The following is a 14,058-nucleotide window of genomic DNA, read 5'->3' as shown; positions in this document are numbered from 1 at the left end:
ATAGGCACAAAAAGAGCAGCTAAATCTGACTCTAAAAGTATGATTTAACTGCTGTAAGCTTTATATGGACAATATTTCAAATAAAGCAGACGACAAATTATTAGTAATATTATACCTTATTTAACTCTGCTTTTCAAGTTTTTTACTTATGAAAGTGTTTTTATTTACCTTTATTTAGCGTCCGCCTAAAAGTGCTGCCCAAGCTTTTTGATAATCACTATCTGTACCACCGATTCCAAATTTATAGGTAGTCATCGGAGCACCGTTTTTTGCCCAATAGCTAGTAACTGTCTGTCCGGTCAGGTTCATACTGCGATCATTGACTGTTACTGCGCCAGCTCGTTCACCCGTTGCTTTAAGAACATTGGACTTAATGACACTAGAATCTAGATTGAACTTGTCACCAACTCCCCAGAGACTTGGGTCGGCTTGATAAATTGCATTTACTAGTTGAGCCATATACTGCGCATTGTTGTTGTAACCAGTCAAAGCTGCCATTGAAGCATTATTGTCATGACCAATCCAACCACCTAACGTTAATTTAGGAGTGGATACCATGAGCCACATGTCACCATTACTGTTAGTCGTACCCGTTTTCCCAATCCAATCAGCACTAGCTAAACCGCTATTAATCTGCGTTAAACGAGATTTGAAGGTCGTCGTAGCACCCGAACTCAATACCCCACGCATAAGACTTTGCATAATCGTCGCCGTTGCCTTAGAGTAAACCTGAACAGGTTTTGCTTTGTGTTCATAGACAGCTTTCCCGTTTTTTGTCGTAATCTTTTCAATCATATAGCGCTCTTGGTATGCCCCATTATTGGCTAAAGTTTGGAAACCATTGGTGTGTTGGGCGACAGATACTTCAATACCTCCTCCCATTGGCAGACTTTCAATATCATAATTTTCAATTTGATAGCCCATTTTCTCCATGTACCCTTGGACATTAACTCCTTTGTCACGAAGCAATTTATAAGTCCAATAAGCTGGAATGTTCCAAGAAGTATTCAAAGCTTCCTGCAAATCCATCATGGCTGTACCACGGCTATCTACGTGCATAATTGGCTCACCGCTAGAGAAATTTGCAGGGTAGTTAGACAGCATACTGGCACTTCCCATAAGCCCTTGGTCTATGGCAATACCATAGGCTAAAATCGGCTTAATGGTTGAGCCTGGTGAGCGCTCTGTATCAAATGCATGGTTGTTCTGGTTAGAAGCATAATCACGTCCTCCCACAAACCCCAAAATAGCTCCTGTACGATTATCCATGAGGACATTTCCAGATTCGACTGCACCTGTTCCATCATCTAAGACACTACCAAAATTAGCTACTGCATTTTGCATTGCATTATGCACATTCTTATTAATAGTTGTGGTGACAGTGTAGCCGCCTTCACTCAACTCTTTCGCAGCTAGTTCTCTGTAAGCTTTCACTGTTGCATCATTTTTCAACTCTTGCTGTGAAACATTGTCACGTTTGATTAAGTAATCATACATTGCTTTTTGAGCTTCTTTCATAGCAACGTAATATAGATAGTCATGTGTTCTTGCTGAAGTCGTATCACTTGGTAAAAAGTCTCGTTTTAAATCATAATCTTTATACAATTGGTACTCGTCTTTACTAATCGCACCTGTCCGGTACATATTGTAAATAACATTTTTCGAACGATTGAGACCAAAAGTCATATCTTTAGCACTTTTCAGGCTACCGTCAGCTGCATAAGGAGAGTAAACAATCGGACTTTGTGGTAAACCGGCAATAAAAGCTGCTTGAGGAATTGTCAATTTGCTGGCAGGAACTCCAAAAATTCCTTGTGCAGCTTCTTCCACACCAGCAATATTTTGCCCTTTGTTATTTCTCCCAAACGGTGCCACATTCAAATAAGTCGTTAAAATATCGTCTTTGCTCATGTAGCGTTCTAAAGCCAACGCATCAATGATTTCTGATGCTTTACGACTAAAGGTTGGAGCATCGCCGACAACTTGTTGCTTGATTAACTGTTGTGTTAAGGTAGAACCACCACTTGAGGAACCAATCCCTACAACAGATCCTAGCGTAGCCCGCAAAACAGCTTTTGTGACAACCCCATTGTGCTTCCGAAAATTCTCATCTTCTGTCGCAATGACCGCTTTTTTCACATTGTCAGAAATATCTTTACTCTTAATTGGCACTCGCAACAAATCACTATCAATGGCTGAAATGGAGCTGCCGTCAGCATATTTTAATTCAGAAATGGTTGAAATATCTTGAATTTTTTTGATAAACTCTTCTTTTTTAGGAGTTTCAACCTTGTCAAAGATTCGTGCACCATAGCCTAATGCAATGCCTCCACCAAACAAGCAACCTAAAAGAACAAACACAAAAAAGACATTTGATAATAATTTCAGAGTACGAAGGACAGTCCCGCCAACACTCCAAAGTGTCCAGCTTTCTTTTTCATTTTTGCTCGGACGCTTCGTTTGAAAAAGTTTTTCAAACAATCGTTTGATCTTTTCAAAAACTTGTTTACTCATTCTTTCTCCTTGAACTTTCTCTGACTATTATAGCAAATTTATGAAACTTCTGACAACAGGAAAGGAAATCCTTGGCTATAATCATTGTTTTTTTAAATTATTTTTGCAATTTTACTACATTCTAATGGCTGTTTGTGATACAATGTTACAATAACTAGAAATTTTATAAAGGAGAGACAGACATGCACATTTTTGATGAGCTAAAAGAACGTGGTTTGGTTTTTCAAACAACTGACGAAGAAGCGTTGCGCAAAGCCTTAGCGGAAGGAAATGTTAGTTTTTATTCTGGCTATGATCCAACAGCTGACAGCCTGCACCTCGGTCATCTTGTACCAATCCTTGTCATGAAACATTTACAGTTGGCAGGTCACAAACCCTACGCTCTCGTCGGCGGTGCAACTGGCTTAATTGGCGATCCATCATTTAAAGATACCGAGCGGAGTTTACAAACAAAAGACACAGTTGAGGGCTGGGTACGGAGCATTCAAGCGCAAGTATCTCGTTTTCTTGACTTTGAAAATGGTGACAACAAGGCTGAAATGGTCAACAACTACGACTGGTTCTCTGATATTAGTTTTATTGACTTTCTGCGCGATGTCGGAAAATATTTCACCGTCAACTACATGATGAGTAAAGAATCCGTAAAAAAACGAATTGAAACAGGGATTTCTTATACCGAGTTTGCTTACCAAATCATGCAAGGCTATGACTTTTTTGAGCTAAATCGCCAATACGGTGTCACTTTACAAATCGGTGGTTCTGACCAATGGGGCAATATGACTGCTGGTACTGAACTGCTTCGTCGGAAGGCAGACAAAACAGCTCACGTTATTACAGTGCCCCTTATCACAGACGCAACCGGTAAGAAATTTGGTAAGTCAGAAGGCAACGCTGTATGGCTCAATGCTGATAAGACCAGTCCTTACGAAATGTACCAATTCTGGATGAATGTCATGGACGCTGATGCCGTTCGTTTCCTTAAAATTTTCACTCTTCTTCCGCTTGATGAAATCGAAGAAATCGGGAAACAATTTGAAGCAGCTCCACATGAACGTTTGGCACAAAAAATCTTAGCGCGAGAAGTCGTTACACTCGTGCACGGTGAAAAAGCCTACAAAGAAGCACTCAATATCACCGAGCAGCTTTTTGCCGGAAATATCAAAAATCTTTCTGTCAAAGAGCTGAAACAAGGTCTCCGTGGTGTGCCAAATTATCAAGTGAACGCAGATGACAATCTCAATATCGTAGAGCTTTTGGTAACAGCTGGCGTTGTCAATTCTAAACGCCAAGCGCGTGAAGATGTCCAAAATGGTGCTATTTATGTCAATGGTGAGCGCATTCAAGCCCTTGACTACAGATTAACGGACGCTGACAAATTAGAAAATGAACTCACCGTTATACGTCGTGGTAAGAAAAAATATTTTGTTTTGACTTACTAAATAGGAAAGAGAGCAATCAACTACTACATCGTTGGTCTATTGCGCTATATACTTTGAAGCTGGAGACTTTTCGCTCCAGCTTCTTTTCATTCTTACTTAGCAAAAAGCATATTACCATAGTGCTTGCTTTAGCTCCAACCGCTTTAAAAGTGTGGTTCATTTTAAAATTCCCTTTCTTTATCTACTTGTCAAAGCATTTCTCACATGTTACACTAGTCAGAGAAATTTATGAAAGAGAAAACGCATGAAATCCAAACTTAAACGTTTTGAAACAGCTACTTTCTTTGCTTGCCCTTTTTGTCAGCAAGCCTTGTTTTTATCAGAAAATAGTCTCAAATGCAAGAACCATCATTCCTTCGACTTGGCAAAGTTTGGCTATGTCAACTTGGCTCCACAGGTGAAGCAATCAAAAGACTACGATAAATCCAACTTTAAAAATCGACAATTGATTCTCGAAGCAGGATTTTACCAGCCAATTTTGAAGAAATTACTAGAAATTTTATCATCTTTACCACAACATGGTAATCTGCTGGACATTGGTTGCGGAGAAGGCTATTATGCTCGAAATTTGCAAGCACAATTGCCAGATAAACATATCTATGCATTCGATTTGTCAAAAGAGTCTATTCAACTAGCAGCCAAAAGTGACCACAGCCTGACGGTAAATTGGTTTGTTGGAGATCTGGCACACATCCCTATTCAAGATGCTAGCATGGATATGATTTTAGACATCTTCTCTCCTGCCAATTACCAAGAATTTCAGCGTGTATTGCAGAAAAACGGCTTGCTGATTAAAGTTATTCCCAATAGCCAACACTTGCAAGAAATCCGAGGTATTGTAGCTGATAAATTAACAAACACGAATTATTCCAATCACAAAATCATTGAGCATTTTGAAGAAGCCTTTACCATTACAAATTCTTATGACGTTGCAGCCACTTTCAACTTGAGAGAAAACGAAAAAGCGGCACTTCTTCATATGACACCGCTTCTCTTTAATATTGACATTGATAAAATAGATTGGTCACCATTAACTGGCATCACGATTGCTGCAAAGATTTTAGTTGGCCAACAAAAATAAACGAAAAAGAGGTAGAAACAGATTGCTGCGAGATACAGCAGTCTATTCAACCTCTTTTTATATGCGTCGATTAAAAGCTAACCAAATCATTCCCAAAGCTAAAACAATATAAGCAATCAACGCCAATAACCGTTGTCCCACTTGATAAGCTCTTCTTTCCCCACAGACTGGAAAAATAACAGCACAGAGAGCGCCTCCGACTGCACCACCTAAGTGTCCTGCCAGACTAATTCCCGGTGTCAAGCTCAACACCAAGTTCATAACTAGAAGAACTAAGTATGACTGACCAAGTTGCTGAATGTAAGGATTTCGCACCGCATAGCGCAAAGTAATAATAGCACCAAAAATCCCAAACAAAGATGTAGAGGCACCTGCAGCCACAGCACTTGGAGTGAAAAAGAAGACAAAGACATTTCCTAAAATACCAGACATCAGATAAAGAAACAGAAAATTCCACGAGCCAAAAATATGCTCAGATTGTCGTCCGATAAAATACAGCGTAATCATATTCATCACAAAATGCTCCAAGCCGATATGAACAAAAATCGCCGATACCAAGCGCCAAATCTGACTTGGAAAATATTGAATCGTTCGACCATTCATTGCCCCAAATTCATAAATCGTTTGGGTACTAGCATAATTAAAGCCACGCAACAGAAACATTGTTAGGAAAACTCCTGTCGTGATAAGCAACAATAAACTCGTCACTGGATAACGTTTATCATAAATTTTATTCACAAATCAATACCTCCTGAACGGGAATATCACAATTGTCTGGTTGAAAATCAACTAACTGGTAAGGATAAATTGTACTTACTGTCATCCCTTTAAAATCAGCCAAATAGCGGTCATAATAGCCGCCTCCATAGCCAATCCGATAGCCTTTTTTGTTAAAAGCAACACCCGGAACATGTATCAAATCAATATGAGATTTTTCCACCGCTCGTTCACTTCTTGGTTCCCAGATACCAAAAACAGTCAATTCCAAGTCATTGGGATTATAATCTACAAAAGTCATGCGCCCTTCGGGATAAGTCTTAGGGACCAAAACCCGCTTGTCATCTGCTTGAGCCTGCCTGATGAAAATCCTTGTATCAAACTCGTGTGGCAAAGATAAATAAGTAGCAACTGTTCTAGCTTGTTGATAAGCAGAAGATTCCAGCAAGTACTGAGTGAGCAAAGCATCTCTCTGCTGTTTTACTATCAATTCCTGCTCTTTCATTTTTCTGACTATAGTTTTGCGCAAATCTGCCTTCATTTATCTTCTCCTCAATCAGAAACATTATCAACATTCTCAGCCCATTATTCATTAACTTTTGCACTTAAAAACTTCCCAAATTTTTCAATAGCAAAAGGCAGCGCTGCTTCATCTGGCGCCATTTTAGGATGATGAAGTGCGTAAGGACTATCAATTCCCAGCCAGAACATCACACCCTTGACTTTACTGAGCAGATAGCCAAAGTCCTCACCGGTCATTGCGGGTGAAATATCAATCATGTGCACGCCATTCTCTTTTTGGAAAAAATTCATGCATTGAGCAGCTAATTCAGGATGATTTTCCACAGGAAGATAACCGCCTTGTTTCAGCTCCAACTCAAGCTCTACACCAAACGACTGCGCTACTCCTTCAGCGATTTCCCGCAAGCGTTTTTGAGTGAGCAAATTCATCTCCTGCGTCAACGTTCGAATGGTTCCATGCAAAAAAGCAGTTTCAGCAATCACATTATTCGTCGTTCCAGCATGGAATTCGCCAAAGGTGACGACAGCTCCTTCAATTGGATCCACATTGCGACTCACAATGGTCTGAACCTGAGTGATAAAATAGCTGGCTGCTACCAAAGCGTCATTAGCATTATGTGGAAATGCAGCATGACCACCCTTGCCCTTAAAGGTTAATTTGACTTCACAAGTCCCTGCAAAAAGTGTACTGGTATTCGTAGCAATATCTCCTACCTTGAGATCAGACCGAACATGAAGCCCATAAAATTCATCTGGCAACCAGTCACCAAAGGCTTCGTCCTCATACATCAGCATGCCCCCAGCTTCATTTTCCTCAGCTGGTTGGAAAAGAAAAAGTAGATTATTCTTAGGCTGCTCAGTAGTTAGTTGCTCCAACAAACCCAGAGCGATTGTCATGTGCATATCATGCCCACAGGCATGCATACGTCCCTCATGTTGACTAGCAAAGGCAAACCCTGTCTCCTCAACAATCGGCAAACCATCAATATCTGTCCGCCAGCCAATCGTCTTAGCAGGTGTACTGCCTTTGACAAAGACCAAAATTCCCGTACGCCAAGTCCGAATCTCAACGAAATCCAAGCCAGCAGTCAACTCATCAATTATTCTCATCAGATAGGCATGAGTCTTATACTCTTCCAGTCCAATTTCCGGAATTTGATGCAAGTCTCGGCGAATTTTTTGATAATCAATCATACATTTCCCTCTTTAAAGTGTCCGAAGAGCGTCTTCCAATGCTGTTTTCTGCTGGGTTTGTTCATCAATTTTCTTAATCACACGCGCAGGCACACCGGCTACAACAACATTTTCTGGCACATCTTTCGTCACAATAGCCCCTGCAGCGACGACAGAACCATTGCCAATCTGCACTCCTTCAATAACGACAGCATTAGCCCCTATCAAGACATTGTCCCCCACTCGGACAGGATCTGCGCTGGCAGGCTCAATGACACCGGCAAGAACAGTCCCAGCACCCACGTGGCTGTTTTTTCCAACAATAGCTCGACCACCCAAAACGGCTCCCATATCAATCATCGTTCCAGCACCAATTTCAGCTCCGATATTGATAACAGCTCCCATCATAATCACAGCATTATCACCGATTTCCACCTGGTCGCGGATAATAGCTCCTGGCTCAATCCGAGCATTGACCTCACGCTTGTCTAACAACGGCACGGCAGAATTTCGAGCATCCTGCTCCACCACATAGGTTTTATTCTCTTCTAGGTTAACCAAAAGAGGTTTAATTTTCTCCCAGTCACCAAAGAGAACATTGCCCAATTTGACAACTGAATTCGGCACTTCGCCCGCTAGTTTTCCTTCAAAAGTCACTTTTACATTTGTCTTTTTCTTAGCATCCGCTATAAACTGAATAATTTCCTGTGCGGTCATTTTAGTAGCTGGCATAAGCATTCCTCACTTTGATTTAGTATTAAGGGGTATTATAACATAAAATCAAGCATTTCATCATATAAAAGCAAAAACACCACAAAGTTCAAATATTGTGATGTTTTTTAGTTAACTTATTGAATAAGTTTCAGCATCTTCTCAATATGCTCAATGGATTTTTCACGTCCAAGCAGGTAAATGGTATCTGGGAGTTCTGGACCGTGCATTTCGCCTGAAACAGCAATACGAATTGGCATGAAGAGATTTTTGCCTTTAATCCCCGTTTCTTTTTGAACCGCTTTGATTTGCGGGAAGATATTTTCTGACTTGAAGTCTTCATCACTCATAGCTTCCAATTTTTCTTTAAAGGCTTTCAAAACCGTTGGTACCGTTTCGCCTGCCATAAACTCTTTTTCTTCTGCCGTTAGCTCTGGGAAATCTTCAAAGAAAAGGTCTGTGAGCGGTACGATTTCATCTACAGACTTCATTTGTGGTTTGTAAAGTTCAACTAATTTTTCAGCTTTGTCAGTCAAACGACCAGCCGCTTCCAAGTAAGGCTTCGCCATATCAAAAATGGTTTCAAAATCCGCATTTTTAATGTATTCATTGCTCATCCAGTCTAATTTCTTTTGGTCAAAAGCAGCCGGAGACTTACTGAGACGATGTTCATCAAAGAGTTGGATCAATTCTTCACGAGAGAAGATTTCATTTTCACCGCCAGGATTCCAGCCAAGGAGGGCAATAAAGTTGAAGACGGCTTCAGGCAGGTAGCCTTTCTTACGGTAATCTTCGATAAATTGAAGCGTATTTGTATCACGTTTGGACAATTTCTTACCCGTTTCGGAGTTAATAATCAAGGTCATGTGACCAAATTGTGGCGCTTCCCAACCGAGCGCTTCGTACACCATGAGCTGCTTAGGGGTATTGGCAATGTGGTCATCTCCACGAATGACATGGGAAATTTTCATCAGATGGTCATCTACTACAACCGCAAAATTATAAGTTGGATAGCCGTCTTTTTTCTGGATAACCCAGTCACCACCGATGTTGCCACCTTCAAATTCAATCTCACCTTTGACAAGATCGTTCCACTTGTAAATACCAGATTCATTGACCACAAGACGGACTGTTGGAACAATGCCTGCTGCTTCACGCTCTGCGATATAAGCTGCTTTTTCATCTTCAGACATTCCCAGATATTCATTGATGTAACGAGGTGTTTCTCCAGCAGCTTCCTGACGCTCACGCTCTGCTGCCAGCTCTTCCTCCGTCACATATGATTTGTAAGCCAAGCCTTTTTCAAGTAACTCATTGATATAGCTTTGGTAAATGTCCAAGCGTTCAGACTGGCGATATTTTTCATGCGTTTCTGGGCTCTCATCCCAATCAATTCCTAACCAACGCAGATTTTCCAACTGCGAACGTTCCCCGTCTTCCACATGACGTTTACGGTCAGTATCTTCAATCCGAATGATAAAAGTTCCGCCGTAGTGACGAGCGTAAAGATAATTAAAGAGCGCAGTCCGCGCATTCCCAATGTGTAACAGTCCCGTTGGACTTGGTGCATAACGCACACGAATTTGATTCGCCAATTGTATATCTCCTAATATTTATCTTATATTTCTAACAGGAAAAACCTGTTTTTATTTCAAACGTTACTATTATACCACATAGTTGTTGAAAAGAAATAACAGAAACGATGAAACTTTATTATTCTTCCAATCATTTACAGAATTTCCTTAGCAATGTAGAAGCCACCGTCTGTCTCACCTAGCAATTCACTGCTCAGTTACACTGACTTACCCAAACACCTTCTTCAACACTTCACCAATCGTTGTTACACCAATAATTTCAATAGTTTCGGGAATGTTCAACCCGTTCAGAGAGTTTTTAGGAGCGTAAACTTTGGTGAAGCCCAGCTTAGCAGCTTCATTGATACGCTGCTCAATGCGATTGACACGGCGGATTTCGCCCGTCAGACCGATTTCACCAATAAAACATTCTTGTGGATTCGTTGGCAAATCTTTATAACTAGAAGCAATTGCAACAGCAACAGCTAAGTCAATGGCTGGCTCATCTAATTTGACACCGCCTGCTGACTTGAGGTAGGCATCTTGATTTTGCAATAATAACCCTGCTCGCTTTTCCAAAACAGCCATAATCAGACTAGCACGATTGAAATCCAATCCTGTCGTTGTCCGCTTGGCATTGCCAAACATGGTCGGTGTCACCAAAGCTTGTACTTCCGCAAGGATTGGACGCGTCCCCTCCATAGTCACCACGATAGAAGAGCCTGTTGCCCCATCTAAACGCTCCTCTAAGAAAACTTGACTAGGATTGAGCACTTCAACCAGCCCACCTGACTGCATCTCAAAAATGCCGATTTCATTCGTAGAGCCGAAGCGATTTTTGACCGCACGCAAAATACGAAAAGTATGCTGTCGCTCACCTTCAAAATAAAGTACCGTATCCACCATGTGTTCCAAGGTTCTAGGTCCAGCCAGCGTTCCTTCCTTGGTCATATGGCCCACGATAAAGGTGGCAATATTGTTGGCTTTTGCCAACTGCATCAGCTCCGCTGTCACTTCTCGGACTTGTGAAACCGACCCTTGCACGCTGGAAATTTCTGGCGAAATAATCGTCTGAATAGAGTCTATAATCAAGAAATCTGGTTTAATTTTTTCAATCTCAGCACGAATCTGCTGCATATTGGTCTCGGCATAAAGATAAAACTCACTGTCAATATCGCCTAATCGCTCCGCACGCAACTTAATCTGCTCAGCAGACTCTTCCCCACTGACATACAATACCGTTCCCTTGTGAGATAGTTGGGTCGAAACCTGCAATAAAAGGGTAGATTTCCCAATACCGGGATCTCCTCCGATTAGAACTAAACTTCCTGGCACCACGCCACCACCCAAGACGCGGTTAAACTCATCCATATCTGTCTTGGTACGGTTGACATTGATAGAAGCCACCTCCGATAACTTCATCGGTCGACTTTTTTCACCTGTCAGAGAAACACGCGCATTCTTAACCTCTGCAACTTCGATCTCTTCTACAAAAGAAGACCAAGCCCCACAGTTAGGACAGCGCCCTAGATACTTGGGCGAATGGTATTCACAATTTTGACAAACAAATGTCGTTTTTTTCTTGGCTATGATAGATTCCTCTTTCTTAATGCCCCGTGCTTCCAAAACCACCTGTCCGCACACCATCTGCTTCATCATTATCAGCAAGCAAGAACGGCGCAAAGACAGCTTGAACGATACGATCTTCTTCTTCTAAAACCACTTCTTGATCTGTAATGTTCTGCATTTGCGCAAAAATGTGCCCTTCATTTCCCGGATTGCCATAGTAATCCCCGTCAATAACGCCCACAGAGTTAATCAAAACCAATCCTTTTTTACGTGGATTAGATGAACGATCATAAAGATAAAGCACTTCACCAGGCTGCATATAAGCCTTGACTCCCGTTGGCACTAATTTAATCTCTTTTGGCGCAATAACTGTGCGCTCTGCTACCTTCAAATCATAGCCAGCCGCATGAGCCGTCTCACGCTTGGGCAGTAAATTTTCATTTGTAAAGCTTGAAACAAGCTCAAAACCACGAATTCGCATATTTTTCTCTTTTCTACTTTTGCTTCCCCTATTATACTAAATTCGTAAACAACACGCAAAATGCAGATCATTCTTCAACCTGCACTTTTTAAGTTATTTCAATTCATTCAAAAATCGAATGACTTGCTCGTTGGCATCCACTTGAGCTTTCACCCCAAAAGGAATGATTGCTCTCGGGGTAGCATGTCCAACATTTAAGTTATATAAAATAGCAATATCTGTATCAATGACATCAAGCAGGATTTGTTTATATTCTCCATAATAAGTTTCATCCATTGGTTTTCCGACAAGAATCCCATTTAAAACAGAAAAAATCCCTGTCGCCTTTAAGGCTTCTAGCATTTTTCGATATAAAATTGGTTCTGGTTTTTCCTCACTGGTTTCCAACAAAAGAATTTTTCCTTCCCACTCTGAAAGACTGGGAAATAGCTGATAGTGAGCACACAGTTCAATCGTATCCTCATGTCTTGTATTATCAAATATCTGATAAAGCGACTCCAAACAGCCTCCTAAAATTTCCCCTTCAAATGTTGCTTTTCCTTTCAGCAATTCAAAGCCTTGATTTTCGTGACGAATCCGTTTCGTTCCTAAGGCTTTTTCACTAAAATCCGTCCTCTCATCATACCAGACATTGCTCGGTCTGATTTCTGAGATAGTCCCTGTTCCAATCAGTTCCTTAAAATATGAAAGCGTATAAGGCAGCATTTCTTCCTCTAACTCACAAACATCAGCAAGAAATGACTGACCATAAAAAGTCTTCACTCCCAACTTATGGAGCATGAAGTGATTCATGGTAGTGTCTGAAAAACCTAAAAATACTTTCTGATTCACAACCTTTTTTAATTGGTTATCTTCAAACAAATAGGGTAGCAATCGATACGTATCATCTCCACCAATAGCACATAAAATCATATCAATTGAAGGATCTTCAAAAGCTTGAATCAAATCTTGCGCTCTCGATTTAGGATGGTCTTTCAGATAATCCATTCCCTTTTGTGCATGCTCTAAAAACGTCACTTCAAGTCCCAAGTCTTTCAAGCGTTTCAATCCCAGCTTAAACTCATGTCTAACGAAACTTTCTCCTATAATCCCGCTTGATAAACTGACAATTCCTACTTTCTTTATCATCTAATCTCCTCCCTTACTGATAATTTGAATCATTATATAACAAAATACAATCACCTAAAATGCTAAATGACCAATATTCACAAAACAAAACATACTAAGATTAGTAGTGAAGAAATCTCCGACGGGAGATTTCCTCACTGCTTTTTCTTTATGTTAAAGTAGAGGTGTCTTGTTAAGTCGAGGGTCTTTTTGACGCTAGACGTCGTACACAAAACTGGCAAGACACCTGTTTTAGGAAGAATGTTATCAAAGTATGTGGGACGTTCAACGTCGAGTATTGAAAATAACATCACTAAAACAAGGAGTCATTCAAGACAAAGAGGTAATTTCATGAGAGTTGTTTTCGGGATTGACGTGAGCAAGGCAAGCTCAGCGGTAGCGATTTTAGTGAATGGGGAGAAAGTTCATGGCTACACCATGTCCAACGATACCATTGAATTTGCACGTCTCTTGAGCGATTTAAAAACCGTTCAACACCCTGAAATCATCTTTGAGGCACTGGGGTCTATTCACGGCGCCTTCAGGCATTTCTTGAGGAAAATGGCTATGCTTATACACGGCTCAATCCTCTGGAAGCCAAGAAATAACTAGACAGCTTGCGTGTCCGTAAAACAGATAAAATCGATGCAGAGAAGTTAGCACAGTCACAATTTATCTTGAACCGTAAACCGACCTATGTTCAAGAGGAGGTTTATCAAGACTTGCGAGATTTGAGTCGCTTCTATCAAAATCTGACAGAGGATACCATTCGTACTAAGAACCGCTTCACAAAGTACTGCAAGTGACCTTCCCAGAAATAGAGTCTATTTTATCAGCGCCAACAGGTGAACAATACTGGTAGCTGGTGAGGGCATTCCCAAGTAAAGCTTTCATCTTAGACTTGTCTGATGAGGACTTAGCTGAAATCATCCACCAATCCACTTCAAAGCGGATTTCTGATAAACGAGTGGAGTATCTCGTTGATAAACTGATTGGGTTAGCCAAACAGTCTTATTGTGCTACCAAGAAAACCTCTCCAATGATCGAAGAGGTTCGTTACTATGCTCAGGAACTGGTTAGACTTTCTGACCGTAGACAAGCTGTGCTGGATGAGATGGTGAAATCGACCCAGCCCCTACCAGAGTACGAGATTCTCCTCTCCATCTCTGG

General features: G+C 41.0%; 11 protein-coding genes and 1 pseudogene. 3 read left to right on the top strand and 9 right to left on the bottom strand.

Features of this window, described 5'->3' with window-relative positions:
- Positions 1-174 precede the first annotated feature (174 nt).
- Complete coding sequence (gene pbp1b, locus HMPREF2933_RS00255) at positions 175-2,514, bottom strand: penicillin-binding protein PBP1B (protein WP_024053137.1); 2,340 nt, start codon at positions 2,512-2,514, stop codon at positions 175-177.
- Between the two features lie 182 nt (positions 2,515-2,696).
- Between pbp1b and tyrS the strand changes: the two genes are divergently transcribed.
- Together tyrS and HMPREF2933_RS00245 are read left to right on the top strand one after the other, a co-directional pair.
- On the top strand, positions 2,697-3,953 hold the full coding sequence (gene tyrS, locus HMPREF2933_RS00250) for a tyrosine--tRNA ligase (RefSeq protein WP_070241500.1): 1,257 nt from the start codon (positions 2,697-2,699) through the stop codon (positions 3,951-3,953).
- Between the two features lie 244 nt (positions 3,954-4,197).
- Positions 4,198-5,034 carry a putative RNA methyltransferase gene (locus tag HMPREF2933_RS00245; RefSeq protein ID WP_024053159.1) on the top strand — a complete coding sequence of 279 codons (837 nt, stop codon included), beginning with the start codon at positions 4,198-4,200 and terminating at the stop codon, positions 5,032-5,034.
- 57 nt (positions 5,035-5,091) lie between these two features.
- On the opposite strand, the gene HMPREF2933_RS00240 is transcribed toward HMPREF2933_RS00245, so the two are convergent.
- From HMPREF2933_RS00240 to HMPREF2933_RS00205, 8 genes are all read right to left on the bottom strand, one after another.
- Positions 5,092-5,772, bottom strand: coding sequence for a rhomboid family intramembrane serine protease (locus tag HMPREF2933_RS00240; protein WP_024053160.1), 681 nt, complete (start codon positions 5,770-5,772; stop codon positions 5,092-5,094).
- The gene (locus HMPREF2933_RS00235; RefSeq protein WP_024053161.1) at positions 5,765-6,292 is read right to left on the bottom strand and encodes a 5-formyltetrahydrofolate cyclo-ligase; all 528 of its coding nucleotides are present in this window, start codon (positions 6,290-6,292) and stop codon (positions 5,765-5,767) included. The genes HMPREF2933_RS00240 and HMPREF2933_RS00235 overlap by 8 nt, the downstream gene beginning before the upstream one ends.
- A 44-nt stretch (positions 6,293-6,336) precedes the next feature.
- Positions 6,337-7,467, bottom strand: coding sequence for an N-acetyldiaminopimelate deacetylase (locus HMPREF2933_RS00230; protein ID WP_024053162.1), 1,131 nt, complete (start codon positions 7,465-7,467; stop codon positions 6,337-6,339).
- Positions 7,468-7,479: 12 nt separating this feature from the next.
- Positions 7,480-8,178 carry a 2,3,4,5-tetrahydropyridine-2,6-dicarboxylate N-acetyltransferase gene (gene dapD / locus HMPREF2933_RS00225; protein WP_024053163.1) on the bottom strand — a complete coding sequence of 233 codons (699 nt, stop codon included), beginning with the start codon at positions 8,176-8,178 and terminating at the stop codon, positions 7,480-7,482.
- Positions 8,179-8,294: 116 nt separating this feature from the next.
- Entirely contained in the window at positions 8,295-9,752 is a 1,458-nt protein-coding gene (gltX, locus tag HMPREF2933_RS00220) for a glutamate--tRNA ligase (protein ID WP_024053164.1), read from the bottom strand.
- A gap of 207 nt (positions 9,753-9,959) precedes the next feature.
- On the bottom strand, positions 9,960-11,378 hold the full coding sequence (gene radA / locus HMPREF2933_RS00215) for a DNA repair protein RadA (protein ID WP_101750417.1): 1,419 nt from the start codon (positions 11,376-11,378) through the stop codon (positions 9,960-9,962).
- A complete protein-coding gene (locus tag HMPREF2933_RS00210; RefSeq protein WP_003027048.1) occupies positions 11,338-11,781 on the bottom strand; it encodes a dUTP diphosphatase in 444 nt (147 codons plus the stop codon). Before HMPREF2933_RS00210 ends, radA begins: the two co-directional genes overlap by 41 nt.
- 93 nt (positions 11,782-11,874) lie before the next feature.
- Positions 11,875-12,909 carry a S66 family peptidase gene (locus HMPREF2933_RS00205; protein ID WP_024053166.1) on the bottom strand — a complete coding sequence of 345 codons (1,035 nt, stop codon included), beginning with the start codon at positions 12,907-12,909 and terminating at the stop codon, positions 11,875-11,877.
- Positions 12,910-13,239: 330 nt separating this feature from the next.
- Here HMPREF2933_RS00205 and HMPREF2933_RS00200 point away from each other — a divergent pair.
- Positions 13,240-14,058 (top strand): annotated as a pseudogene (locus tag HMPREF2933_RS00200) (IS110 family transposase); the annotation flags it as partial.

It is taken from the genome of Streptococcus sp. HMSC066F10, from assembly GCF_001813805.1.
GTDB classification, from domain to species: Bacteria; Bacillota; Bacilli; order Lactobacillales; family Streptococcaceae; genus Streptococcus; species Streptococcus vaginalis.
Note: the sequence above shows the minus strand (reverse complement) of the source record. Positions and strands in the feature narration are given on the sequence as shown.

Excerpts from the sequence above, each read along its gene's own strand:
- pbp1b (WP_024053137.1), bottom strand. The coding sequence starts at position 2,514 with ATGAGTAAACAAGTTTTTGAAAAGATCAAACGATTGTTTGAAAAACTT.
- tyrS (WP_070241500.1), top strand. The coding sequence starts at position 2,697 with ATGCACATTTTTGATGAGCTAAAAGAACGTGGTTTGGTTTTTCAAACA.
- HMPREF2933_RS00245 (WP_024053159.1), top strand. The coding sequence starts at position 4,198 with ATGAAATCCAAACTTAAACGTTTTGAAACAGCTACTTTCTTTGCTTGC.
- HMPREF2933_RS00235 (WP_024053161.1), bottom strand. The coding sequence starts at position 6,292 with ATGAAGGCAGATTTGCGCAAAACTATAGTCAGAAAAATGAAAGAGCAG.
- HMPREF2933_RS00230 (WP_024053162.1), bottom strand. The coding sequence starts at position 7,467 with ATGATTGATTATCAAAAAATTCGCCGAGACTTGCATCAAATTCCGGAA.
- dapD (WP_024053163.1), bottom strand. The coding sequence starts at position 8,178 with ATGCCAGCTACTAAAATGACCGCACAGGAAATTATTCAGTTTATAGCG.
- radA (WP_101750417.1), bottom strand. The coding sequence starts at position 11,378 with ATGGTGTGCGGACAGGTGGTTTTGGAAGCACGGGGCATTAAGAAAGAG.
- HMPREF2933_RS00210 (WP_003027048.1), bottom strand. The coding sequence starts at position 11,781 with ATGCGAATTCGTGGTTTTGAGCTTGTTTCAAGCTTTACAAATGAAAAT.
- HMPREF2933_RS00205 (WP_024053166.1), bottom strand. The coding sequence starts at position 12,909 with ATGATAAAGAAAGTAGGAATTGTCAGTTTATCAAGCGGGATTATAGGA.